20 protein-coding genes are annotated in these 23,546 nt (G+C 59.5%); 2 read left to right on the top strand and 18 right to left on the bottom strand.

What is annotated here, in order from left to right; translation table 11 throughout:
• Nucleotides 1–64: 64 nt before the first annotated feature.
• The 18 genes from GBEM_RS08060 to GBEM_RS07970 form a co-directional block, all read right to left on the bottom strand.
• Nucleotides 65–2,923: an SLBB domain-containing protein gene (locus GBEM_RS08060; RefSeq protein ID WP_012530038.1), complete on the bottom strand. Its 2,859-nt coding sequence runs from the start codon at nucleotides 2,921–2,923 to the stop codon at nucleotides 65–67.
• An 804-nt stretch (nucleotides 2,924–3,727) separates the two neighbouring features.
• Entirely contained in the window at nucleotides 3,728–4,243 is a 516-nt protein-coding gene (locus tag GBEM_RS08055; RefSeq protein ID WP_012530037.1) for a KdsC family phosphatase, read from the bottom strand.
• A gap of 128 nt (nucleotides 4,244–4,371) precedes the next feature.
• The gene (locus GBEM_RS08050; RefSeq protein ID WP_012530036.1) at nucleotides 4,372–5,340 is read right to left on the bottom strand and encodes a KpsF/GutQ family sugar-phosphate isomerase; all 969 of its coding nucleotides are present in this window, start codon (nucleotides 5,338–5,340) and stop codon (nucleotides 4,372–4,374) included.
• 280 nt (nucleotides 5,341–5,620) lie between these two features.
• Nucleotides 5,621–6,442 carry a 3-deoxy-8-phosphooctulonate synthase gene (gene kdsA, locus GBEM_RS08045; RefSeq protein WP_012530035.1) on the bottom strand — a complete coding sequence of 274 codons (822 nt, stop codon included), beginning with the start codon at nucleotides 6,440–6,442 and terminating at the stop codon, nucleotides 5,621–5,623.
• A 382-nt stretch (nucleotides 6,443–6,824) separates the two neighbouring features.
• Nucleotides 6,825–8,426: a CTP synthase gene (locus GBEM_RS08040; RefSeq protein WP_012530034.1), complete on the bottom strand. Its 1,602-nt coding sequence runs from the start codon at nucleotides 8,424–8,426 to the stop codon at nucleotides 6,825–6,827.
• A 165-nt stretch (nucleotides 8,427–8,591) separates the two neighbouring features.
• Nucleotides 8,592–9,347 (bottom strand): 3-deoxy-manno-octulosonate cytidylyltransferase, encoded by a 756-nt coding sequence (kdsB, locus tag GBEM_RS08035; protein ID WP_041262700.1) that lies wholly within the window; start codon nucleotides 9,345–9,347, stop codon nucleotides 8,592–8,594.
• 197 nt (nucleotides 9,348–9,544) lie between these two features.
• Complete coding sequence (locus GBEM_RS08030; RefSeq protein WP_012530032.1) at nucleotides 9,545–10,780, bottom strand: EAL and HDOD domain-containing protein; 1,236 nt, start codon at nucleotides 10,778–10,780, stop codon at nucleotides 9,545–9,547.
• Between the two features lie 35 nt (nucleotides 10,781–10,815).
• Nucleotides 10,816–11,886 (bottom strand): protein-glutamate methylesterase/protein-glutamine glutaminase, encoded by a 1,071-nt coding sequence (locus GBEM_RS08025; protein WP_012530031.1) that lies wholly within the window; start codon nucleotides 11,884–11,886, stop codon nucleotides 10,816–10,818.
• Nucleotides 11,887–12,384 (bottom strand): chemotaxis protein CheD, encoded by a 498-nt coding sequence (locus GBEM_RS08020; RefSeq protein WP_012530030.1) that lies wholly within the window; start codon nucleotides 12,382–12,384, stop codon nucleotides 11,887–11,889.
• A complete protein-coding gene (locus GBEM_RS08015) occupies nucleotides 12,381–13,259 on the bottom strand; it encodes a CheR family methyltransferase (RefSeq protein ID WP_012530029.1) in 879 nt (292 codons plus the stop codon). The genes GBEM_RS08020 and GBEM_RS08015 overlap by 4 nt, the downstream gene beginning before the upstream one ends.
• A gap of 98 nt (nucleotides 13,260–13,357) precedes the next feature.
• Nucleotides 13,358–15,448 carry a chemotaxis protein CheA gene (locus GBEM_RS08010; protein ID WP_012530028.1) on the bottom strand — a complete coding sequence of 697 codons (2,091 nt, stop codon included), beginning with the start codon at nucleotides 15,446–15,448 and terminating at the stop codon, nucleotides 13,358–13,360.
• A complete protein-coding gene (locus GBEM_RS08005; RefSeq protein ID WP_012530027.1) occupies nucleotides 15,445–15,810 on the bottom strand; it encodes a response regulator in 366 nt (121 codons plus the stop codon). Before GBEM_RS08005 ends, GBEM_RS08010 begins: the two co-directional genes overlap by 4 nt.
• Nucleotides 15,810–16,172, bottom strand: coding sequence for an STAS domain-containing protein (locus GBEM_RS08000; protein WP_012530026.1), 363 nt, complete (start codon nucleotides 16,170–16,172; stop codon nucleotides 15,810–15,812). Before GBEM_RS08000 ends, GBEM_RS08005 begins: the two co-directional genes overlap by 1 nt.
• A gap of 27 nt (nucleotides 16,173–16,199) precedes the next feature.
• The gene (locus GBEM_RS07995) at nucleotides 16,200–18,011 is read right to left on the bottom strand and encodes a methyl-accepting chemotaxis protein (protein ID WP_012530025.1); all 1,812 of its coding nucleotides are present in this window, start codon (nucleotides 18,009–18,011) and stop codon (nucleotides 16,200–16,202) included.
• Nucleotides 18,012–18,441: 430 nt separating this feature from the next.
• Entirely contained in the window at nucleotides 18,442–19,086 is a 645-nt protein-coding gene (locus GBEM_RS07990; RefSeq protein WP_012530024.1) for a metal-dependent transcriptional regulator, read from the bottom strand.
• Nucleotides 19,087–19,435: 349 nt separating this feature from the next.
• A complete protein-coding gene (feoB, locus tag GBEM_RS07980; protein ID WP_012530022.1) occupies nucleotides 19,436–21,427 on the bottom strand; it encodes a ferrous iron transport protein B in 1,992 nt (663 codons plus the stop codon).
• A gap of 151 nt (nucleotides 21,428–21,578) precedes the next feature.
• Nucleotides 21,579–22,010 carry a Fur family transcriptional regulator gene (locus GBEM_RS07975; protein ID WP_012530021.1) on the bottom strand — a complete coding sequence of 144 codons (432 nt, stop codon included), beginning with the start codon at nucleotides 22,008–22,010 and terminating at the stop codon, nucleotides 21,579–21,581.
• 226 nt (nucleotides 22,011–22,236) lie between these two features.
• Nucleotides 22,237–22,560, bottom strand: coding sequence for a hypothetical protein (locus GBEM_RS07970; RefSeq protein ID WP_012530020.1), 324 nt, complete (start codon nucleotides 22,558–22,560; stop codon nucleotides 22,237–22,239).
• Between the two features lie 153 nt (nucleotides 22,561–22,713).
• Between GBEM_RS07970 and GBEM_RS07965 the strand changes: the two genes are divergently transcribed.
• Together GBEM_RS07965 and GBEM_RS07960 are read left to right on the top strand one after the other, a co-directional pair.
• On the top strand, nucleotides 22,714–23,118 hold the full coding sequence (locus tag GBEM_RS07965) for a c-type cytochrome (protein WP_012530019.1): 405 nt from the start codon (nucleotides 22,714–22,716) through the stop codon (nucleotides 23,116–23,118).
• A 127-nt stretch (nucleotides 23,119–23,245) separates the two neighbouring features.
• Nucleotides 23,246–23,545, top strand: coding sequence for a PQ-loop domain-containing transporter (locus GBEM_RS07960; protein WP_012530018.1), 300 nt, complete (start codon nucleotides 23,246–23,248; stop codon nucleotides 23,543–23,545).
• Nucleotide 23,546: the final 1 nt, after the last annotated feature.

Genomic DNA, 23,546 nt, shown 5'->3' with positions numbered 1-23,546 from the left:
TTAGTAAGGTGGTAAATCTGCGATGCCCGCTCCCGGACGCGACACAACTAAAGGAATTACCAGCCTAAAGGCCTGCAGCCACCAACACACCGGCCATTACAGCTATGTTACCTATGATGGTGGCAATGTCCTTCATATTCCTAAGGTAGGCGGTCTTCTCGTACTGCCTTGGTACGATGATGGTGTCCCCGGAATCAAGCGGCTTGCCCCAGAAGGAGTTGTAGAACAAGAATTTCGTGGAGTTGGCCTGGCTTGTGACCGAACCGTCCACCTTCACGACATAAATACCGTCGGTATCCGCATCTGCGGTCGCGCCACCAACCTGTTTCAGATACCACTCGACGCTACGCCCCTTCTGCGCCACGATGGTGTTCTGGTTATAGACGTCACCGATTACGTTGATGCCGCCGGGGTCGCTAGGAATGCTCAGTTTGTCCCCGCCTTGCAACTCGACGTCGTAATTGCTCCCCTCAAGCTCCTTCAGTGAGGCTATCTCAATCAGCACACGCCCTTCGGCCTTCTTCTGCTTCAGAATCTCGACGCTCTGCATCAGCCCTTCCAGGGTGGTCTTCGAGCTGGCCACTTCCTCGGCGGAGGATGCTGTCTGCGACATGTTGGTCTGGAGCTTGATGATGTTTTCCTGTGCCTTGGCCAGCGACTCGTCCATGCGCTGCTGCTGCAGTTTCCTGGCGCTCTCCCGGGTAAAGCGAGTCCCCTTGAGGTAGGCCCGATCGGTGAAGCCGCCGGCTCTTGCAATGACGGAACTGAGCCGCTCCCCTTTCGAGATGGGATAGGTGCCCGGGAAAACGAATTCCCCTTTGAGCGTTACGTAGCGCTCCTTCGCCTCGGCCCAGTTGGGTATGCGCCGTACGGTCAGCTCGTCGAAAGGAGACAGCTTGATGTTCGCTTCGCCGCCTGCCATGGCTTTTTCCAGATCCACTGTGATGGTGAACGAGGTGACGGCGTCGCCGGTACGCTTGATCCTGGTGATTTCGGCGTTCTTCAGGTAGGCTGAGAGCTTCACGTTGCCGGCCTGAGTCAGCAGGTCGCGCACCGTCATGTTCTCCATGTAGCGGACGGGTCCGGGGCGCTTCACCTCTCCGCTCACCTTGACCACGGGGACCTCCTCCATTTCGCGCTTGGAGAAGATCTTCACCCGGTCGAACTCCTTCAGTTCCAGGTCCTGCCCCGCCTCCCCCGCCATGGCACGGGAGACGTCGAACGGGACCACCTCGGGGTGCAGGTCGGGGGCAAAAAGCCTGATGATCTGGCCAGTGGCCGCGTGGTACTCGGGGAGCAGGCTATCTTTCTGCACCAGGGAGCTGATCTTCATACCCGGCTTCAGCGCGTAATCGCCAGGCCGGACCACGTGCCCTTCCAGGCGCACGTAGCCACGCAGCACCCGGTCGATGGAGAGTACTTTGACCAAGTCGAGGTCCTGGACCGGGACTGCAGCGGTGATATCTTCGGAAGTCTTGCCGATTACATCGAGGTTGACGTCGGTGACGACCTTCTTGTCGTGCGCCTGGACCCGGTACAACTGGACCCGCTGCAGGTAGCCTATGGAGTTGATCCCCCCGGCGAGCGCCAGCAGATCCTTCAGCGTCGTTTGTCCCTTCAACTCGTAGATGCCCGGGCGGCGCACGTTGCCCGCGACCCCCGCTACCTTCCCTATCACAGGGACAAGCACGGTGTCGCCCGGCTGCAGCCGGATGTCTTTCCCTTTGTCCCCTTTGAGGAAGAAATCGTAGAGGTCCACCGTTTCGAGGAGCTTGCCGTTCCTGTTGATCTGGATGTTCCTGAGACTGCCGTTCTTGGTGGGGCCGCCGGCCTCGGAAAGGGCACCGATGAGGGTGGAAAGGGAGCTTATGTTGTAGTCGCCGGGAGAGGCAACTTCGCCCACCACGTAAACCTTGACCAGCCTGAGCTGCCCCATGTTGACGTTCAATTCGAAGTCTTTGTAGATGCGAGCGATGTGGTTTTTGAGCAGCGCAGGAAGCTGTCCGTAGCTCTGTCCGCCGACTTTGACAGCGCCCACTTTGGGGATGACGATATCTCCGCTGCGGCTAACGTCGAGCTTGTAGGTGCCGTTGAGGCTTCCCCATACGGTCAGGATCAGACGGTCGCCCGCACCGATGATGTAGTCGGGGCCGACCGGAACGTCTGTCTGTGAAGCGAAGGGATCTTCCTTGGACTTGAAGAAGTTGTAGCCGAACTGGATCAGCTGTTTATTGCCATAGGGCTCAGGCTTCGCCTTGTCAGCCGTCACCGGGTTTTCGCTCATGGCGCGTTCAAGGGTGGACAACTCCTTCGCCTTGCGCTGCCCCGGGCGGGTCTTTCTGGCGACCTTGCTCCGTTTCACACGCTCCTTGCCGGTCTTAATATCGGAACGCTTCTTCTCTTCGTTTAGTTCCTTGCCGTCCTTGTCCTTCTTAGGCTCCTTGTCTTCCTTGAGCGCCTCACCGTCATTGACGTTGTACGGCTTTTCATAGCGTTTCTCGTAAGAGCTATCGTATGACCTGTCAGAGGAGCTGTCAGAGGAGTTGTCATAGGAGCTGTCATAGGAGTTGTCAAAAGAGTTATCGTAGGAATTGTCGTAGGTGTCGTCGCTGGAGATCTCATCCGCACTTTGTTCCTGGCGATCATCGTATCGTGAGGTATCGACATCCTCACCGCGGGCGCGCTGGCGCCGCGAATCCCTCTCCCCCTTGTCCATCTGGGGTTTGGAGATGGTGTCAGCCTCATCTTCGGGGTCCGGCAGCTTGAAATAGTCCGAGGCGCCGAAGATGGAGCCGTTCTCTTTCATGCCGGCGTTGGCAGAAGTTCCAGATGATGAATATTGAGCCTCGGGTTGTGAGGCGGGGAAGGCTATGGCGTTGGAAAGGAAGGCGAGCAAAACAGCGAACAGCAGGATTTTCTTCATGCTTATGCGTACCCCTACTTCATGAGATGACTCAGACGTTCATTGACAGGCTTTTCGCAGCACGGATATATCACGTTAAACTTCTAATGTAAATGAAATGTGCACGTATCCTAACGCTTTTCCGAACAGAGTGCAGTGCGGTCTGCTCAAGCCGTGCAGTCTTGAAAAATAGCTGTAACTGCAGAGCTATTTAAAAGCCCGAGTTAATTATCAGGGCTTTAGTCTATAGCACTTATGCCGTATGAAGTAAACTGAAAAAAGGACGCCGTAGAGAGCCGCTGCTGGCGGGTTTTCACACAATTGACACAGCCGCGTCGTCCGCGCCTGTTAAACGATTCAAAGCAGATTTCGTGCCACTTCTGGGGCGTGCAGCGGATAAAGCGCCGGCAGCCGCAGGGCCTGGGCGAGACGGAGCTCAATTCCTTTTCATAGGCAAAGACTTAGTGATTACAGCGCGGGGGGAGAACTAATTAAGGCGGGTTTCGTCTGTACAGACGCAGTTCGGTATTAAGAACTATTGCGGAGAGAATTACTGTATTTATTGGCATGTGACAGTGTCAAAAAGACAGTGAAGACTGAATTTTGACATTGAGAAAAACAAAGCGCCTCACGCAAAGACGCAGAGAACGCAAAGAACACCCTCAAACCTTTTACTCACATGGACCTTTAAAGTCTTTCAGATTCTGTCTCACGCAAAGACGCAAAGACCGCGGAGAAAACCTCTAGAACCGATTTATAGGGATGGAGCTTTAGCCTTTCTTTGCGTCTTTGCGGCTTTGCGTGACACGGTTTGCTTTGCGGCTTCTACACGTAGTACCTGGACGTGACGGTCTCCCAATTCCCCTGGGCCTTGAGGATGAGGTCGCAGACTTCGCGCACGGCTCCCCACCCACCCCTGTTCTTGGCGACGAACTGCGCGAACTCGTAGACCTCGCAGACGGCGTCCGCAGGGGCGGCGGCAAATCCCACCCTTTTCAACAGCGGGATGTCGATGACGTCGTCCCCCATGAAGGCGACCTGTTCGTCGGTAAGCCCCGTCGCCTCCAGCATCTGGCGGTAAGGGACCAGTTTGTCGAGCGACTTCTGGTAGACCTGCCCGATGCCGAGCTCTACGGCACGGTTGTAGACCACCTGGGATTCGCGGCCGGAGATGATCCCCACCTCGATGCCGGAGCGCTGCAGCATCTTGATGCCGTGGCCGTCCTTCACGTTGAAGAACTTGCTCTCCACCCCGTTGGAATCGAAGATGATGCGGCCGTCGGTCATCACGCCGTCGACGTCGAGAATCAGGAGCTTGATCTTTTTCAGTCTTTCTTCCATAAACACCTCACTAAGAAACCCCACCCCGGTCTCACGCAAAGACGCCAAGACCGCAAAGAAAACCTTTAAACGCTTTCTGCTTGGCGCTTCAGCCTTTCTTTGCGTCTTTGCGGCTTTGCGTGACCGGGTTATGCTATGCCGGCCTTCAGGAGGTCGTGCAGATGGACGATACCTACCGGGGCCTTGGCCTTATCATCGTCGAAGACAAAGAGCGAGGTGATGGAGTATTGCTCCATCTGCTGCAGGGCCCGCGCCGCAAGCTCCTCGCGATTAATCCGCTTGGCGCCGGCTTTCATCAGCTCCGCGGCAGGGAGGTTGATGATGTCGAGCCCCTTGCCGAGCGCACGCCGCAGATCGCCGTCGGTGATGACGCCTATGAGGGCGCCGTCGTCGGAGGTGACGCCGGTGATGCCGAGACCTTTGGAGGTGATGGTGAAAAGCGCCTCCCGCATCAGGGTCTTTTCGTTGACCAGGGGGAGCGCCTCACCGGAATGCATGATGTCCTGGACCCTCAATAGGAGCCTGCGCCCCAGCGCGCCGCCGGGGTGGAACATGGCGAAGTCTTCGGCCTTGAAGCCGCGGCTGACCAGAAGCGCCACCGCGATGGCATCCCCCATGGCGAGGGTGACGGTCGTCGATGCCGTGGGGGCAAGCCCGAGCGGGCACGCCTCTTCCTTTACCGATATGTCGAGAAAGATGTCGCCGCTCTTGGCGAGGGTGGAGGTGGGGTTGCCGGCCATGGCGATGAGCGATGCGCCCAGCCGCTTGATGATGGGGAGGATTTTCACCACCTCGTCGGTCTCGCCGGAGTTGGAGATGGCGATGACGACGTCGCCCTTCATGATCATGCCGAGGTCGCCGTGGATCCCTTCCGCCGGGTGCAGGAAAAACGCGGGAGTCCCCGTCGAAGCCATGGTGGAGGCGATCTTCTGGCCGATGAGGCCGGACTTGCCCATGCCGGTCACCACGACGCGGCCGGTCTCGCTGTTCAGGATCATCTGCACCGCTTGTTCGAACGCTCCGTTGATCGACGCCTCAAGGTTCAAAAGAGCCTCAGCCTCGACCCGTATCACCCTCTTCGCTTCTTCTATTATCAATTTCAACTCCTTAAAGGCGGTCTCACGCCGCAAAGACCGCAGAGAAAATCTTTAAAGCTTTTCAGATTCTGCCTCACGCAAAGACGCTAAGACCGCAAAGAAAATCTTTAAACCTATTTACAGGGATACGTTTTAGCCTTTCTTTGCGTCTTTGCGGCTTGGCGTGACACGGGTTCGCTTTGCGCCTTTGACCCAAAAGGCAAAACAAAAGGTCAGGTTACCCCTAAGCCTCTGTTTTGCCTTTCTTTGCGCCTTTGCGTCTTTGCGTGAGATGCTTTGGTTACTGGTTTACGATAGCGTCGATTGCTTTGAGCTTCTTCAAAAGCGCCGGCATGTCGTCCAGGCGCACCGAGTTAGGCCCGTCGCAAAGGGCCTGCTCCGGCTCCTCGTGCACTTCCATGAAGATGCCGTCCACCCCGGCCGCTACAGCCGCGCGGGAGAGGAACTCGACGTACTCGCGCTGTCCGCCGGAAGAGGTCCCCTCCCCTCCCGGGAGCTGCACGCTGTGGGTGGCATCGAAGATGACCGGATAACCGGTGGAGCGCATGATCGGGAAGCTCCTCATGTCGACGACGAGGTTGTTGTAACCGAAGCTCGCGCCGCGCTCGGTGAGGATGATGTTATCGTTGTCGCAGGAGCTGATCTTGCCGACCACGTTCTTCATGTCCCAGGGGGCCAGGAACTGCCCCTTCTTGACGTTGATCACCTTCCCGGTGTTGCCGGCTGCGACCAGGAGGTCGGTCTGGCGGCAGAGAAAGGCAGGGATCTGCAGCACGTCCAGGACTTCGGCCGCGGGCTCGACCTGCTCGATGGAGTGGATGTCGGAAAGGACCGGGACGCCGAGCGCCTCTTTCACCTTGGCGAGGATCCTGAGCCCCTCCTTCATCCCGGGGCCGCGGAATGCGGTGACCGAAGTACGGTTGGCCTTGTCGTAGGAGGCCTTGAAGATCAGCGAGATCCCCACGCCGTTGCAGATGCTCATCAGCCTCTCGGCGCAGCGCAGCGTGGCGGTTTCGTTTTCTATCACGCAAGGCCCGGCTACCAGCGCCAGCGGCCTTCCCCCGCCAATCTTCACTCCACCTACGGTGATTTCCCTCGTCATGATCTCTCCTTATCAAAAAACTAAAGGCTTTCTACAGGGATAAAGGGGATGAACAGGATAAAGGCTGAGCCAAGAAGAAAACCTCTTGTTAAGCCTTTGCCGTTATCCCCTGTATCCCTTGTATCCCTGTTAAATGCTTTTGGGCCTCACGCAAGGACGCCAAGACCGCAGAGAAAACTTTAATCCATTTACAGGGATGAAGGGGATGAATGGGATAAGACCAAAAACTTGAGGTTAAACTCCAAAGCCTTTTTTAGGTTCTGCAGTTATCCCTTGTATCCCATTTATCCCTGTTAAACGTTTTTGCTTTTGCCTTTCTTTGCGTCTTTGCGGCTTTGCGTGACACGGGTCGCTTCAGGTTGCGGCTTTGCGTGACCCTGGGTTAGCCTCTCTTCGCCTTGGTGGCCCCGATGAAGGCCTTGAAGAGCGGGTGCGGGTTCAACGGCTTGGACTTGAACTCGGGGTGGAACTGGCACCCCAAGAACCACGGATGGTCGGGAAGTTCGATGATTTCCACCAGGTTCCCCTCTTTGTAGACCCCCGAGATGACCATCCCCTTCTCCTCAAGGCAACTGCGGAAAAGGTTGTTGAACTCGTAACGGTGGCGGTGGCGTTCGGAGATCTCGGTGGCGCCGTAGGCCTTCTGGGCGAAGGTCCCCTTGGTGAGGGAACAGGGATAGGCGCCGAGCCTCATGGTCCCCCCTTTGTTCTCCACTCCCTTTTGCTCTTCCATCAGGTGGATCACCGGGCTCTCGCAGTCCGGCTTGAATTCGCTGGAGAACGCTTCGGGAAGCCGGCAGACGTTGCGGGCGTACTCGACGGCTGCCATCTGCATGCCGAGGCAGATCCCGAAGAAGGGGACCTTGTTGACGCGGGCGTATTCGATCGCCTTGATCTTCCCTTCGGTGCCGCGCTCGCCAAAACCGCCCGGGACCAGGATGCCATCGACGTCGGCCAGCGCCTTCTCGCCCCCGTCCTCCTCTATCTTCTCGGAATCGAGGTAGACCAGCTTGACGCGGCAGTCGTTGGCGATGCCGCCGTGGGTGAGCGCCTCGGAGAGCGACTTGTAGGACTCCTTGAGGTCGACGTACTTGCCGACCACCGCTATGCGCACCTCGCCGGAGCCGGGATTGGTGAGCTTGGACACCACCTGCTGCCAGTGGGAGAGGTCCGGAGCCTTGGTCCAGATGTTGAGTTTTTCCACCACCTGGTCGTCGAGCCCCTGATGGTTCAGCGCCATCGGCACCGCGTAGATGTGCTCGGCGTCCTGGGAGGTGATGACCGCCTTCTCTTCCACGTTGCAGAAAAGCGCGATCTTCGCCTTCATGTCCTGCGGGACGTCCTGCTCGCAGCGGCAAAGGAGGATATCGGGCTGGATGCCGATCTCGCGCAGCTCCTTCACCGAGTGCTGGGTCGGCTTGGTCTTCAATTCGCCGGCCGTCTTGATGTAGGGTACCAGCGTCACGTGCAGGTAGAGGACGTTGCCGGGGCCGCGGTCGCTCTTTAACTGGCGGATCGCCTCAAGGAAAGGGAGCGACTCGATGTCGCCCACGGTGCCGCCGATCTCGACGATGGCGATGTCGGAGCCCTTGGCGTTTTCCAGGATGTTCAGCTTGATCTGGTCGGTGATGTGCGGGATGACCTGCACGGTCCCGCCCAGGTAGTCGCCGCGGCGCTCCTTCTCGATGACCGAGAAGTAGACCTGGCCGGTGGTGAAGTTGCTCTTTTTGGAGAGCTTGCCGGAGGTGTAGCGCTCGTAGTGCCCGAGGTCGAGGTCGGTCTCGGCGCCGTCGTCGGTGACGAAGACCTCGCCGTGCTGGAAGGGGGACATGGTCCCGGGATCGACGTTTATGTACGGATCCAGCTTCTGGATGGTGACCCGAAGCCCCCTAGCCTCAAGAAGAGCGCCCAAAGAAGCGGCGGCGAGTCCCTTGCCGATCGAGGAGACAACGCCGCCGGTAACAAAGATGAATTTTGTCTTCACTTAAAAAACCTCCGAAACGTAGAAACAGTTCAACGTTCAAGGTTCAACGTTCAACGAAAACTACTGAAAACTCCAGCGGCAGCGTGACGTGAACCTGAAGCGAAGAACCTGATATGGAACCTTGCATCTGCTTTAAAACGTTGAACGTTGAACGTTGAACCGGTTTTAGCCTTTCAGCCTTTCCAGCACCTTATCCAGGTCCGCCGGGGTGTCTACGCCTATGGACTCGAACTCGGTCTCGACGATCTTGATGCGGTAGCCGTTTTCCAGAACCCGCAACTGCTCGAGCTTCTCGGCGAGCTCGAGGTAGGTCGGCTGCAATCCCGCGAACACGGGGAGGAACTCCCTGCGGTAGACGTAGAGACCTACGTGCTTGTAGCAGAGAAGCTTCCCGGAGACGAAGGCGTCGTCTTTCAAATCGTTCCACTTGTCCCTGAAAAAGGGGAGCGGCGAACGCGAGAAGTAGAGCACGTTCCCCGTGGGGTCGGAAACGACCTTCACCACGTTCGGGGAAAGAAAGTCGTGCAGCGTCTTGATCCTGCACTTCAAGGTGGCCATCGGGATGGACGGATCGTCCAAAAGCGGCCGGATCGCCTCGTCGATCATGGCGGGATCGATCAGCGGCTCGTCCCCTTGGACGTTCACGATGATGTCCGCATCGATCCTGGCGGCCACCTCGGCCAGGCGGTCGGTACCGGTCTCGTGGGTCGGCGAGGTCATCTCGACCCTGCCGCCGAAGGCGCGCACGGCGGCGGCTATGCGCTCGTCGTCGGTCGCCACTATCACCTCGGACACGAGGGTCGCCTTCGCTGCGCGCTCGTAAACATGCTGCACCATGGGGCGCCCCATGATGTCCGCCAAGGCCTTCCCCTCAAAACGCGTAGAAGCATACCTGGCGGGTATTACCGCGGTTATTTTCATTTGGCGTCTCAATAAGGACTCCGTCCGGAACTGCCGGCGTGAAGTCCTGGTTGCGGTTGTGGTTTGGTGAATTGGTATGGCTGGCTTTTTGCTGCGGCTTTAGCCGGCGGAGCGCAGCCTGAACTGCCGGCTCCGTCCCTTGTCTGGCGGGACGAAACAAGTTACATCAAAAGAAAGGGTTGTGTCAAGGTGTGAAATTAGAGAGATGCGGAGAGGCTGTCGGACCAGGCGATGGTCTCTAACTGGCAGGAAAGAAGCTGATCCAGATCGAGGCCGCTTTCTTCCAGTTGTTCGTTCACCCCTTCGAAGTCAGCCTCTTCCAGCCTCTGGGCCAGTAACAGTAGTCCCCCCAGTTCGCCTTCGCATGATAGGAGGGCCGACTTTACGTTCTCCACTAGATTCAGTTTCCCCACCAGCTCGTTCATGGAGTCGTCGAAGAGTACGTCGATGAGCGAGAGGATCCCGACCATGAAGGCCTGGTCGGCAAGCTCCCTCCCGGCGCGCCCCTTGAGGGCCAGCACCAGCAGCTCCATCAGTTTGCCGCGCGTCGCGGCCATCTCCAGAAGCGGGCTGTGCACGCCGTTGCTGTCGTTGCTGGCGTAAAGGGCCAGGGTGATCCAGCGCTTCAACTGCTCCATCCCCAGCACCATGAGGGCGTGGCGCAGGGTCTTGATGCGCACCCTGAGGCCGATGGCAACCGAATTCACCAGCCTTAGCAGGTTATAGGTGAGCCCGGGGTTCTGCTTGAAGGTCTCCTCGATCTCCTCCAGCTCCGTGTCGGCCATGACCTGCTGCATCAGCCGCAGCATGGCGATCTTCGCGATGTCGATCTTGTTCTGCCGCAGCACCACGGGACGGGCGAAGTAGTACCCCTGGAAGAGATGGAAGCCCAGCTGCGAGCAGAAGCGGTACTGCTCAGCGGTCTCCACCTTCTCGGCCAAAAGGGTGAAGGGCCAGGGATTGAGCCGCTCCAGCATCTCGGGAAGAGCGGCGGCCGGCGTCTCCAGCACGTCGACCTTGACGATGTCGATCGCCTCGTAGATCTCGTGGAAGTCGGCGGAGTAGACATGGTCGTCGAGGGCCAGGGTGAAGCCCAGCGACTTGAGGGTGCGGCAGCGTTCCACCACGTCCCGGTCCACCACGATGGTTTCCAGAAGTTCGATCACCACGCGGTCCTTGGGCAAAAGTTCCACCGCGTCGCTCATCAGCATCTCGCGGGTGACGTTGAAAAAGCCGCGATGCCTCCCCAGGACGTCCTCGATGCCAAACTCGGCCAGGGCTCCCACGATGACGCTGGCGCTCGCCACCTGGACGTCGAGAAAGTTCGCCGACTGCAAGCTCTCCGCGGAACGGAACAAGAGCTCGAAGCCGACTATCTTCTGGGTCCGGTCGAGTATCGGCTGTCGTCCGAGAAAGAATTTTTCTTCGCTCATGGATATCCCCGAAAAAGCTGTTCAACGTTCAACGTTCACGCGCAAAGCCTCAGGACTTCGCGGCTGATGGCGTCGAGGGGACGCACCAGGTCGACCCCCCCCAGCTTGATCGCCTCGTTGGGCATGCCGAAGACGATGCAGCTCGCCTCGTCCTGGGCGATGTTCACGGCACCGGCCTGCTTCATCTCCAGCATGCCGTGCGCGCCGTCGTCCCCCATCCCCGTCATGATGACGCCGACGGCGTTCTTGCCGGCGTAACGCGCGGCGGACCTGAAAAGCACGTCCACGGAGGGGCGGTGCCGCGAGACCAGCGGCCCGTCCTTGATCTCGACGTAGTAGCGGGCGCCGCTTCTTTTCAAAAGGAGATGGTGGTTCCCGGCAGCGATCAGCGCCCGGCCTCGCACCACGGTGTCGTTGTTCTCCGCCTCCTTGACCGTGATCCGGCAAAGCCCGTCCAGCCGCTGCGAAAAGGCGCGGGTGAAACCTTCCGGCATGTGCTGCACGATGACGATGCCGGGAGAGTCGGCCGGCAGCGACTCCAGGAAGGTGCGCAGCGCCTCGGTGCCGCCGGTGGAGGCGCCTATTACGACCACTTTTTCCGTGGTCTGCATCATAGCCTGGCTCTTGGGCTTCTCCATGATGACGTCGGCGGAAAGCTTCGGGGCTACCTGGTGCGGGGCCGCCGACACCTTCCTGACCCTCGCCTGGCTCGCCGCCTTCACCACGTCGCAGATCCTCACCCTGGACTCCTCGAGGAAGGTCTTGGTCCCAAGGCGCGGCTTCTGGATGATCTCCACCGCCCCGTACTCAAGCGCCTTTAACGCGGTCTCCGACCCCATCTCGGTGAGGCTTGAGCACATCACCACCGGGATAGGATGCTGGCTCATGATCTTGTGCAGGAAAGTGATGCCGTCCATGCGCGGCATCTCGACGTCGAGGGTGATGACATCGGGGACCTCGTGCCTGATGCGCTCCGCCGCGATGAAGGGATCGCCGGCCGTCGACATCACCTCGATCTGGGGATCGGAGGAGAGGATCTCCGACAGGGTCTGACGCACCACCGCCGAATCGTCCACTATAAGCACTTTTATCTTCTTCTTCACCATCTATGAAACCCCCGATTTACCGAGCCGTTGTAAAAGCACCTCTCCCGTATCGGTATGAAAGATGATCTTTCTTCCCCGCTCTCCCCCCAGGTCCTGGCGCACCACCCTGATCGCCTCCCGATTCAGCACCTGGAGCGCCATCTCCGCGTTCTGGCTTCCCACACCCGGATGTTTCACGCTCCCCTCGAACATGTCGGCGCCCCCGAATACCTTGGCCTGCAGTTCCTTGTCGGCGACGCCGTGCGCGCGCAGCCGCTTCAGCATCATCATGACGGCACAATCGACGTACTTCGCATGGGAGGGATCCTCGTGGCTGCAGCCGGCCGGACTGCCGCAACTGGGGAGTTGCGCGTGACAGATGGCGCCGAAGCGGGTCCTGGGGCAAAAAAGCGTCACCGCGATGCAGGACCCGAGCAGCGTGGTGACCAAAGTCGGTACAGAGCTTACCATCATCTGCCCCGGTTTGAGGAAAAGTAGGCTCTGAACCTGCTGGCTCATTTCTGCCTTCGGTACACGGTCGGATACACGCTCACCAGAGGCACGTCCAAGCCGCTCAGCGTCTCTGAGTGCCCCATGAAAATGAACGCCCCAGGTTTCATGTTCCGGTGAAAGCGCTGCAAGAGCTTCTCCTGGGTGGGGCGGTCGAAATAGATGATGACGTTGCGGCAGAAGATGATGTCCAAATGCTCCCGCATGCCGAAATCTTCGTCCATGAAGTTGAGCCTGCGAAAACGCACCTTCTCGCGCAGCTCCGGCACGATCCGGACCATGCCGGAGCTCCTGTCCTTGCTCCTCAACAGGTACTTCTTCTTGAGCTCGAAGGGGACCGGCTCCACCTGGCTCTCCTGGTAGATGGCGTTTTTCGCCTTCTCCAGGACCCGCGTGGAGATGTCGGTGGCGAGGATCCTGAAGTCGAACCCGGGGTTATTGAGGGCGAACTCGGAGAGAACCATGGCGAGCGTATAGGGCTCCTCCCCAGAGGAGCAGCCGGCGCTCCAGATGGCCAGGGTGGCGCCGGGATGTTTTCTCACCCAATCAGGCAAGACCGTATGGGAGAGGTAATTGAAGTGGTCGGGCTCGCGGAAGAAGTCCGTCTTGTTGGTGGTGACCATGTCGAGCATCTGCACCAACTCCTTCTCCAGCCCCTCGTTGGAGAAGAGGTAGTCGCAGTAATCGGTGAAGCTGTGAATGCCGAGCGCCCTCAGCCTTTTTTGCAGGCGCGCTTCCAGCATGGTCTTCTTCACGTCGGGCATCTTGATGCCGCAGGTGTCGTAGATGAAACGGCTAAGTCTGCCGAAATCACGCGCCGACAGGACGGCGGTGTGGTCGATGCGGCCGGGTTCTTCCATGCGTAGCGCTCCCGATGCGAACATTCATCACTCCCTCAAAGGCTGTTCAACGTCCAACGTTCTATGTTCTACGTGAAAGTCAAAGTCTGTTCTACGTTCTGCAGTTAGAAGTAGAACCGCAGTTAAGCCTGCCCGGCTTCCACCGCCTGCAATAGTTGCGGCACGTCCAGGATCAGCGCTACGGATCCGTCGCCTAGGATGGTGGCGCCGGAAATGCCGTCCACATCCCTGTAGGCGCGCCCCAGCGACTTGATCACCGTCTGGTGCTCCCCGATCACCTGATCCACCACGAAGCCGACCCGGCTGCCGTTCATCTGGGTGATGACGATCTGCTGGATCTCCGGAGGGGTTCCCTGGATCCGGAAGTGTTCCCTGAGCGGGATGTACGGAATCAACTGCGCCCTCACGTGGGCCAGGTTGCGGCCGTGGGAACGCTCCACGTCCTCGCGGGTCAGTTCCACGCACTCGTCCACCAGGGAAAGCGGCAGCATGAAGGAGTCCTCCCCGATCTGCACCCTGAGGCTCTCGATGATGGCCAGGGTAAGAGGGATCTTCACCGCGATGCGGGTCCCCTTTCCTTGCACGCTGGAGATGTCGATGCTCCCCCGTAAGAGCTCAATGGCCCGCTTCACCACGTCCATCCCCACCCCGCGCCCGGAGACGGAGGAGATCTTTTTCGCCGTGGAGAAGCCAGGCGCGAAGATGAGCGAGAAGAGTTCCTTGTCGCTCAACTCCGCCGTGGCGGCGATGATCCCCTTCTCGATCGCCTTGGCCCTGATGGCCTCCTTGTCGAGCCCGGCGCCGTCGTCGTCTATGGTGATGACGACGCTGTCGCCGGAATGAACCGCGGCAAGGTGCACGGTGCCGTGGGCGGGCTTGCCTGCCTCCACCCGGGCCTCGGGGAGTTCGATGCCGTGGTCGATGCTGTTGCGGATCAGGTGCACCAGCGGGTCGTTCAGCTTCTCGATCACCGTCTTGTCCAGCTCGGTCTCGGCCCCCTCGGTGGTAATCTCGATCTGCTTGCCGAGTTCGACCGAGAGATCGCGCACCAGGCGCTTGAACTTGCTGAAGGTACTGCCGATGGGAAGCATCCGGATGTTGAGCGCGCTGTCCCTGAGTTCCGCGGTGAGGCGCTCCACCTCCTCGGCAATGGCCACAAGCTCCGCGTCCTCCCGCTGCGCCGCCGTCTGGGAGAGGCGCGCCTGCACGGTGACCATCTCCCCGACCAGGTTTACCAAAAGGTCGAGGCGCTCGGCGGGGACCCGGATGCTGGAGGCGGCTTCGGTCGCCTGCTTCTCCTGGCGCACCTCCTTGACGTGCCGCTGCTCCACGAGGGCGGACTGCACCTTACCCTGGTCCAGGATACCGTTCGACACGGCCAGTTCGCCGAACTTATGCTGCTGGGCGAGTATCTCCTCCATCTCTTCGGTAGTGATGTCCCCACGCTCCAAGAGGATCATCCCGAGCTTCTTGTAGTCCTGCGGCTCGTCGAACTGGGTATGCTCCGCCACCTGCTCTATCCTCAACTCGCAGTCGTCCTCGACGAAGATGAAGACGTCCCTGATCGCGTTGTCGCCCTGGTCGGTGGTCAGTATCAGGTCCCAATAAACGTAGCAGGCCTCGGGGTCGATCTCCTCGAGGCAGGGGAAATCGCCGGTCTGCGCCACCACCGAGCAGGTCCCCAGCTCCTTTAGCTCCTGCAGCAGCGTAAGCGGATTGGTCCCGGTGATGAAGATGTCCCGGGACGGTGCGAAGCGGATCCGATAGGTGGCCAGATTGACCGGCTTTTGGGCGGCCGCGGCAGCCTCGGGGGGCTCTGCTGCGGCCGGCTGGAAGCCGGCCAGCTCGCGCAGTCCCATGATGATTTCCCCGCTGGCCTTGAGGTCCACCCCTCCCCCCCCGTCGTCGGCCCCGTCCAGCATGGCGCGGATCTGGTCCCGCGCCGCGAGCGTCAGGTTGACCAGGCGGCCGGTCACCTTCAGCTTGCCGTTGCGGACCATGTCGAAGATGGTCTCCACCTCATGGGTGAAAGCGGCGATGTCGTCAAAGCCGAACATCGATCCCGAGCCCTTGATGGTGTGCATGGCGCGGAAAACCCTGCCGATGACGTCGACATCGTCCGGCTGCTCCTCAAGCTCCAAAAGCGAGGTCTCCAGTTCAGCCAGGAGCTCGTACGCCTCTTCCTTGAATGCCTGCCGGTGCTGGTCTATCATCCGAGCACCTTCTTCACCACCGCCATCAACTGTTCCGGCTTAAAGGGTTTCACGATCCATCCCGTGGCGCCGGCCGCCTTTCCTTCCTGCTTCTTGGAGTCCTGCGACTCCGTGGTCAGCATCACGATCGGTATGAACTTGCAGCTGGGAAGGGCGCGGGCCCCCTTGATGAGCCCGATCCCGTCCAGGTTGGGCATGTTGAGGTCCGTGATCAGCATGTCCACCTTGGTGGAGGAGAGCTTTTGCAGCGCGTCCTTGCCGTCCACCGCCTCGACCACGTCATATCCCCCCTGCTTCAGGGTGAAGGTCACCATCTGCCTGACGCTGGCGGAATCGTCCGCCGTCATTATTACCTTGGCCATTATTTCTCTCCTCCTACCCAGATGCAGCTATAAGAAGTGTCCCTCGCACACCCGGTATGCCTGCGGAAACCGGCTCCGGCTGCCATTTCGCGAAAGGTCAGGTTTCCTCCGTCCGTGATGTAGAGCCACTTCCCCCCCCGGACGGCGCTTTGGTGCGCCGCGCAGAGAAGCTGCAGCCCGGTCAGGTCTATCCCGGTCATCTCGGAGAGATCCACCTGCAGCTCGCTCGCCGCCTCAAGCGCCGCCAATAGCGCCTGACGGAAACCGCCGGCGTCGCCGATGGTCACCCCTCCCGAGATTTTCAGTATCTGTTTTCCCCGCGACTCTGGGTCTTGCCTGCACTCCAACTTGAATTCGTCCATAAACCGTCCTTTATGCTGGAAAAGTTGCTAGAAAAGTTCCACATTGCCGCCCAGATCGTCCTCGGTGGCAGCCGGCGGCGGCGCGGCGGCAACGGTGAGCGGTCGCGCAGAAGCGTCGCGCCCGGCGTGAGCCCCGCTGAGCGATTCGTGAATCCTGCGTTCGCTTTGCATGGTGTAGCGCTGGGTGAGCTGCTCCAGGTTCCCGGCTCCCGGCGAGGCGGGAGCAATCTTTCTGGCCTGCGCCACGACCCCCGCTATTTCCCCCACCGCCGTCTCCAGCACCTGGCTCACCTTGCGGTGCACCGTGATCCCCGCCACCACCTGTTCGATGTCGCCGGAGAGCCGGGTGACCGAGTCGTCCATGTTGCGTAGCGAGTGCAGCAGGGTGTCGTGCACCTGCCTTAGCGTCTGCAAAAGCCCGGAAAGGGTCTGCACCATGCCGTGCACCTCGCTTTCCAGCCCCGAGGCCTCGGCCCCCACCCCCTCGTTGAGGCGGTCGGTCACCGCGATGATCCCCTGCAAGGTCCCGGAGACGGCGCCGGTGTGGTCGATGGCGTCGATGGAGAGGCGCTGGATGGCCTCGGCGAGAACGCCCAGGGCGGCACCCTCGTCGCCGGTGTAGGCTGACTTTATCTGCGCATTCAGCGCGATCAGCTTGATCTCCTCGCCGATCTTTTCGATGTCGCCCACGAAGGTGGCGATCTCCCCCACGGTCTGCGCCACGGTTGCCATGGCCACGCAGAGCGCCTGGTTCACCTTGGAGCTGTCCAAAAGTGCGTCGCTCACCACCGAGATATCTTTCTCCATCTCGGAGAAAAAGCTCCCTCCGGTCTGGTCCGCCATTCCCGCCATGCTGGAGGTCTGCGCCGAGAGCCCCGACTGCTTGCGCGCGATCTCCCTCAGGCCGTCGATGATGGTGGTGACCGCATCGTCCAGTTCCGCCTCGGCATGGCGCAACTGGGCTATCTGCAGTTCGCAGACCGCAGCCGCGGTATCGGCTCCGGCCGTCCCGGCGGACAACCCGTGCTTGAGGTCGGTCAGCGCCTCGTCGACGTGCTCGATCTGCTGCCTTACGATGTCGTGGGCCTGCATGGACATCACCACGTCGCCGATGGAGCGGTACACCTCGTCGGAGACCGCCGAGATCGTGGCTACGGAACTGGAGCAGCGCGCGTTGATCTCGGTCAAGGCCTGCATGCTCCCCCGGGTCCGGGCAAGGATGGCCATGACCTGGTCATGCTGCTGCGCGCCGCTGTTCAAAACCCCGGCCAGGGTCTGTTCAATGGTCCGGGCCAGCTCCTCCTTGCGCTTCAGGATTACGGCGGCCTTGTCGTTGACCTGCACCGACAGCTCCCCTACGTCGCTTGCCAGCGTGTCGAAGCCGGCCGCACTCTGCCCCAGGCGCGCGCTCTCTATCTTGGTGGAGATGCCGAGCATCCTAAGCACCTTGTTCACCTTCTTGAATCCCGACAGCGGGTCGCTTACCTTGGCGAGCAGTACCAGGATCTCGCGCAGCGTGTCCGCGCTCACCTCGATCTCGTTCTGGGCCCGATTCACGTAGCGCCCCATGTCGTCGAGCATCTCCCCCAGCCCGCGCATGGCCCCGATGACGTGGTCCCCCGCGACTTCCCCCACCATCTCGGAGGCAAGCCCGGAGATCCCGAGGCCCCGCTGGTAGAAATCCTGGAGCCTGCCGCCGATATCGAGAAACTCCTGCTCGGTGGTCCCGGAAACGGCAGCCAGTTGAGCGGCCTGCTCGGCCAGCACCGCCGACCAATCTTCCGACAGCCTCTTCAACTCCGCATCCTGCGTCACGCTATCCTTGCCTGCTGGCATCATAAGTACCTTCTTTATCGAGCAAATGGCTTCGTTAAATATTGCGGCCGGGGCGTTTTTCATCGTCACGGGCCCGGCTTTTTAATTTATCGTCAGGCATTGTCAGATCTTGAAGCCTTTTTTCTCATGTAACTGAAAATTCGTATGATTTAATGATGCTTCGACCATCCTCCCGTAATGGACGTAATGGACGTAATGGACGTAATGGACTAAATGGGGCTAGGGGCTAGGGGCTGGGGGCTGGGGGCTGAAAGGCAGGGGTTAGGGATCGGGGGCTAGGGGTCGGGGGCTAGGGGCTGGGGGCTATCCCCTGGTTCCCAAGCTCCAGCTTGGGAACCCAATGCGACGGCAAAGCTCCAGCTTTGCATCCTGGGAAGCTGGAGCTTCGGACGGGTTTTTTCCAGTCCCCAGCCCCTAGCCCCTAGCCCCTGTTTTATCGTCTGACGAAAATTTCGCGGGCCATGGCCGAGTCGATGGCGAATTCGGAAAAACCGACCCTGAAGATGTAGGACGGGAAAGCCTGTAAAAGCGAGATGCGGTTTCCGGGGAGCACCCCCATGGCCATCAGTTTCTGCATCTTCTTGCTGTCCTCGGTCTGGATGTAGGCTATGTCCCCCTCGTCGCCGGGTTTGAGCTCGGTGAGCGGCACCACGCCGAGATCACCGGTCTTACGCGCCTCCTCGCAGCACTCCCCGGGAGGTATCGGCTTGCCGTGCGGGCAGGTCACCGGGTGGTTCAGCATGGTGCAGACCTTGGTGTCCACCCCCTCGTTCAAAAGGTGCTCGAACTGGCACGCCTTCATGTCCCCGCTCTCGCCGCGGATGTTGAGCACGTCCATCATCAGCCTTTCGGCGAGGCGGTGGCGCCGGATTGTGTTGCGCCCCTCATCCCGCCCTTCGGGGCGGAAGTAGATGCGTCCTCCCTTGATCTCCACCAGGGCCTGCGAGGCAAGTTCTTGATAGGCGGGATCCGAGGCGTCTATTTCCATTCGGTCCAGTTCTGCGTAGCCGGTTCCTTTTTCCTCCGACTCGATCCACAACGCCTCCAGTATCTCTTCAGCCTTGTCAGTCAGCTTCATAAACCGCTCCTTTATCGAATATAAACTCTCAGTCATTTTGTTGTTTTCTTTTTGGAGAATACCTTCTTGAGTGTCTTGACCAGCGCTGGCTCCGGGGGATTCTCATAGTTGCACCTGGGGCACTTCACCATCTTGCAGCCGCTTGACATAGGGCAGTTCTTGCATCCGACGTTGCCCTCATTCTCCTCGAACTCGTACCCGCAAAACCCGCACCGCATAAATTCGGACTCTCTTTGGTAGCTGTCACAGCGCACTTTAGGGTGCATTTGAGTCAGTCATTGGATTTTAGTTGTCAATTGTCAATTGTCCATTGTCAATTGGTTCACAAAGGTTTTCGTCGTCAACTGGTTTACAGCAATTGCGTGGCAAGCAGGAAACGGTTCAAGAGCCACCCGCTGCCGAAGGCGAAGACGGAGACGAAGAGCCCGATGGCGATGGCCACATTCCAGCCGCGCTCCTTCTTCATGATCAGAAACTGCGCCACGCAGGGGATGAACAGGGTGAGGGTAACCGCCGCCACGGTGAGTTGCCGGGGGTTCAAAAGCCCCTTGGCCTGCAGGTCGTAAAGCCCTGCCGCGCCGTAATCGCGCCGGAAGAACCCGAAGATGAAAGCGACGGCCGACTCCTTGGGGAGCCCCAAGGCGGCCATGACCGGTGTCATCGCCTCGATCATCTTCTCGAAGAAATGGGTGATCTTACCGAGCCACAAAAGCACGGAGGCGAGGATGAACAGCGGCAGGATCTCCATGAAGTACCACTGCATCCTGGTGTAGGTCTTGGTCAGCACGTTGCCGAACTGCGGCAACCGCATCGGGGGGATCTCCATGTAGAACATCGGTGTCTCCCCCGGGAGCACCTTGGCGGCCAGAAGGCCGACCAGCAGGAATATCAGGGTCAGGCAGACGCCCCAGGCCAAAAGCGCTCCGGGAGTCTGGGAGAGAAGCGACATGATGACCCCCAACTGCGCCGAACAGGGTATGGCGAGCGCCAAGAGCACCGTGGCGATGACCCGCTCGCGAACCGTCTCCAGGGTCCTCGTCACCATGGTCGCCATGGTGTCGCAGCCAAAGCCTAACACCATCGGTATCACCGCCCGGCCGGTGAGTCCCATGGTCTTGAACACCCGGTCCACCAGGAGCGCAAGCCGCGGAAAATAGCCGCTGTCCTCGAGCACGGAGAAGAAGAGGAAGAAGGTGGCGACGATGGGGAGGATGATGCCGACGGCGTAGCGGAAGCCCAGGGTGATGATGCCGTACTCGCCCACCAGGAGTTCCTGGATCATCTCCCACGGGACGTTGAGTTTAACGACCTCGGTGATCCAGGGGTTGAAGTACTGCTCGAATCCCTTCCCTTCGAGGAAATCGACCAGCGTCCCGGCGCCGAAGACGCCGACGAACTGGTAGAGGCCGAAGTAAAGCACGATGAGCAGCAGCGGGATGCCGGTAGTCGGGCGCACAGTCCAGCGTGAGAATCGCTCGGCGAGCGTGACCACGCGCTTCTCCGGGATCTTGAAGGCGCCGTCCAGGATCTTCTTCACTATCGCCTTGCGCTCCATGGAGAGGTCGAGATGGAACGACTCGCGGCGCTCGAAGCGCTTGTCACGAACCACCGTCTGGAGGGCAGGAAACCATACGCCCTCGGTTTCCCGTACCAATTCGGCTACCTCGGTGTCGTCCTGCAAAAGCAGAAGCGCGATCGCCTTCTTGGAGAGGATGTACTCGCCCCTGAGGCTCTGGCAGATCTCGGCGATGTCACCCTCCATCAGACGCGAGTAGGTGAAGGGGGGGACGGCGCCGGAGGAGCTGCCGGCAATGGCGGATTTGATCTCGGGAACACCGATCTTCTTAGCGGTAGCGGCGCCGATGACCGGGATGCCGAGCCGCTGGGACAAAAGCGGGATGTCGATCTCCAGCCCCATGCGCGCGGCCTCGTCCATGATGTTCACCACCAGCACCACGGGAAGCTCCGCCTCGATGAGCTGCAGCGTCATCGGGAGCATCCGCTCCAGGTTGCGGGCGTCAAGGACGTGGAGCACGAGGTGCGGGCGCTCGGTCAAGAGGATCTCGCGGGCCACCCGCTCCTCCTCTGTGATCGGGAGTATGGAGTACATGCCTGGTGTGTCGATGATCTCGAATTCTTCCCCATTGATCGCCGTGCTGCCGCGGGAAACCTCAACCGAGGTGCCGGGATAGTTGGATACGGTGACGTAGGCGCCCGTGAGGGCATTGAAGAGAACGCTCTTTCCGACGTTGGGATTCCCCACCAGCGCCACCTTCTTGGCGCCGCTGGCGGCAACGGTTGCGGCTTCGTGGCAGGAACCCTTCTTCTTGAAAAATGACATGTTTTCCACTACCCCTCTTTAACGTTTGAATGCCAATTAAAAGTCGATGAATATCACTTTCATGATGGCGGGAAAAATTTTTTATAGCTTTTGGTGCGGGACCGCAGAGAACCGGTGGGCAGCCTAAACCAATGAGGAACCCGCCAGCCCTTTACTTTCTACAGCCGGAGCAAAGGCCGTAGAGTTCGAGGCGGTGGCGCTCGATCAGGAAGCCCCGGCTGTTGGCCACCTCGTCCTGCAGTTTCTCGATGGTCTCGTTCTCGAACTCCTCGATGTGGCCGCACCGGGTGCAGACCAAGTGATCGTGGTGCTCGCCCTCCCCCACGTGCTCGTAGCGGGTCTGGCCGTCGCCGAACTGCATCTCGCGGGCGAGACCTGCCTCGGCGAAGAGCTTCAGAGTCCGGTACACCGTGGCGTAGCCGATGTTCGGGTGCTTGGCTCTGAGCTTCAGATACAAGTCCTCGATGCTCAGGTGCCTGTCGCTGGACAGGAAGCTGTCGAGGATGATGTCCCGCTGCTTGGTCGTCTTGAGTCCGCGCTGAGCGATGAAGTCCGCGAAGATTTTTTTCTTGGCTCGTTTCATGTGAACCCCAATTGAAAGTGGATGTCATAGTAACGGCGGCGCCCGTCACTGTCAATGATTATTTTGAAGCACTGCGGACAGAATGGACAGAATGGACAGAATGGGGATGGGAGGAGTGCGGAAACTCTTATAGCACTGGCAGGACGAAGAACAGGCTGCTAACCACGCGGTAAGCAGCCTGCTGGTTTTTACTGCCGTGCGGTCTCTTGGGCGGTTCTACCTGCCGTCATCGAGCCCTTGGCTTGGGAGCTATCTCCGGGGGGATGTCTTCGGGGTCGGGGAGCAAGGGCCTGCCGCACTGTTTGCAGCAATCCTCGCAGCCGTTTTTCTTTAGAGGGCTTTGTTGCTGCTGCCCGGGCTGCACCGGCGCACGGGCGGCCTTGCACTTTTGGCAACAATCGCAAGCTCGTTCCTGTTTTTTGTCCTGCATATCCTCGATATCGGTGCCGACCACGCCGCTTGATTCGTATTTCTCTTCCCCACCCTCTGCGCGTGCGGTTGAAACCTGTAGCAGGAGAACCAGCGCCACCATGATCGTCTTTGTCATCATCTCTCTTTCCTCCCTTTCTCAGTAGGCGGGACGTAAAAAATTAACATCAGCCAATAAAAAGTCAATTGCAGTGAATTGTCGACAGCACCGGAAGCGGCAGCCACTTTCTTTGGTATACTCCCCGGATGAATAAACCCTAACAGGAGGTGTCACATGCAGAGGCGTTTGGTCGTAACTTTGGCAATTCTGGCACTCGTCGCAACCTGTGTCACAGGATGCAAGAAGAAGAGCGAAGAGCAAGCTCAACCTCCACAGAGCACCACCGCGGCTCCCGCTGCACCTGCAACACCACAACCGGCAGCTTCTGCAACCGCGACCACTGGGGAGCAGCTCTTCAAACTGCACTGCGCAGCCTGCCACCCAAACGGCGGCAATACCATCACCCCGGCTAAGACTCTCAGCAAGAAAGCGATGGCCGACCGGAACATCAAGAGCACGGACGACATCGTGAAGATCATGCGCAACCCAGGCCCCGGCATGAACAAGTTCGACGAGGGGATGATCCCGAAGGACGACGCCAAGAAGATCGGCGACTACATCCTGGCGACTTTCCCCTGATCCGGAACCACCCTATTGCATACAGAGAGGGGGCGGAAAATTCCGCCCCCTCTTCGTATCTCCGCCCCCATGCAGTTTTGTGACCCACTTCACTGCGCTTTCAGCGCATCGGTAGTACCTTTCACACATGAACTGCCTGTTCGCCCTCAAATCCCTCTACGCGCTGAACGGCGTCATCGCCGTGCTCCTGTACCTGCCGCAGATCGCGAAAGCCTGGAAGGACAGAAGCCACGCCCTGTCGCTCTCCCTGGTCACCTTCGGCGGCTGGAGCCTAGGCTCGCTGATCACCGCGCTCTACGCCTCTTTTCTGGTGCGGGACCAGATCTTCACCGCGATCAGCCTCGGCAACATGGCCGGCTCCGGGGCCGTATTCTTCATCGCCGCCTCCAACCGCCTGGCCTCCCGCGGCACTTCCTCCATCAGCTAAA

The sequence above is a fragment of the Citrifermentans bemidjiense Bem genome (genome assembly GCF_000020725.1).
GTDB lineage: Bacteria > Desulfobacterota > Desulfuromonadia > Geobacterales > Geobacteraceae > Geomonas > Geomonas bemidjiensis.
The sequence above is the reverse complement of the archived record's forward strand: the minus strand, read 5'-3'. Positions and strand labels throughout refer to the sequence as shown.

Coding starts and splice junctions, on each gene's coding strand:
- kdsA (WP_012530035.1), bottom strand. CDS start 6,442: ATGACGAGGGAAATCACCGTAGGTGGAGTGAAGATTGGCGGGGGAAGG.
- GBEM_RS08030 (WP_012530032.1), bottom strand. CDS start 10,780: ATGAGCGAAGAAAAATTCTTTCTCGGACGACAGCCGATACTCGACCGG.
- GBEM_RS07990 (WP_012530024.1), bottom strand. CDS start 19,086: ATGAAGCTGACTGACAAGGCTGAAGAGATACTGGAGGCGTTGTGGATC.
- kdsB (WP_041262700.1), bottom strand. CDS start 9,347: ATGAAAATAACCGCGGTAATACCCGCCAGGTATGCTTCTACGCGTTTT.
- GBEM_RS08060 (WP_012530038.1), bottom strand. CDS start 2,923: ATGAAGAAAATCCTGCTGTTCGCTGTTTTGCTCGCCTTCCTTTCCAAC.
- GBEM_RS08020 (WP_012530030.1), bottom strand. CDS start 12,384: ATGAGCCAGCAGGTTCAGAGCCTACTTTTCCTCAAACCGGGGCAGATG.
- GBEM_RS08055 (WP_012530037.1), bottom strand. CDS start 4,243: ATGGAAGAAAGACTGAAAAAGATCAAGCTCCTGATTCTCGACGTCGAC.
- GBEM_RS08025 (WP_012530031.1), bottom strand. CDS start 11,886: ATGGTGAAGAAGAAGATAAAAGTGCTTATAGTGGACGATTCGGCGGTG.
- GBEM_RS07960 (WP_012530018.1), top strand. CDS start 23,246: ATGAACTGCCTGTTCGCCCTCAAATCCCTCTACGCGCTGAACGGCGTC.
- GBEM_RS08005 (WP_012530027.1), bottom strand. CDS start 15,810: ATGGCCAAGGTAATAATGACGGCGGACGATTCCGCCAGCGTCAGGCAG.
- GBEM_RS08010 (WP_012530028.1), bottom strand. CDS start 15,448: ATGATAGACCAGCACCGGCAGGCATTCAAGGAAGAGGCGTACGAGCTC.
- GBEM_RS08000 (WP_012530026.1), bottom strand. CDS start 16,172: ATGGACGAATTCAAGTTGGAGTGCAGGCAAGACCCAGAGTCGCGGGGA.
- GBEM_RS08015 (WP_012530029.1), bottom strand. CDS start 13,259: ATGTTCGCATCGGGAGCGCTACGCATGGAAGAACCCGGCCGCATCGAC.
- GBEM_RS07970 (WP_012530020.1), bottom strand. CDS start 22,560: ATGATGACAAAGACGATCATGGTGGCGCTGGTTCTCCTGCTACAGGTT.
- feoB (WP_012530022.1), bottom strand. CDS start 21,427: ATGTCATTTTTCAAGAAGAAGGGTTCCTGCCACGAAGCCGCAACCGTT.
- GBEM_RS07995 (WP_012530025.1), bottom strand. CDS start 18,011: ATGATGCCAGCAGGCAAGGATAGCGTGACGCAGGATGCGGAGTTGAAG.
- GBEM_RS07975 (WP_012530021.1), bottom strand. CDS start 22,010: ATGAAACGAGCCAAGAAAAAAATCTTCGCGGACTTCATCGCTCAGCGC.
- GBEM_RS07965 (WP_012530019.1), top strand. CDS start 22,714: ATGCAGAGGCGTTTGGTCGTAACTTTGGCAATTCTGGCACTCGTCGCA.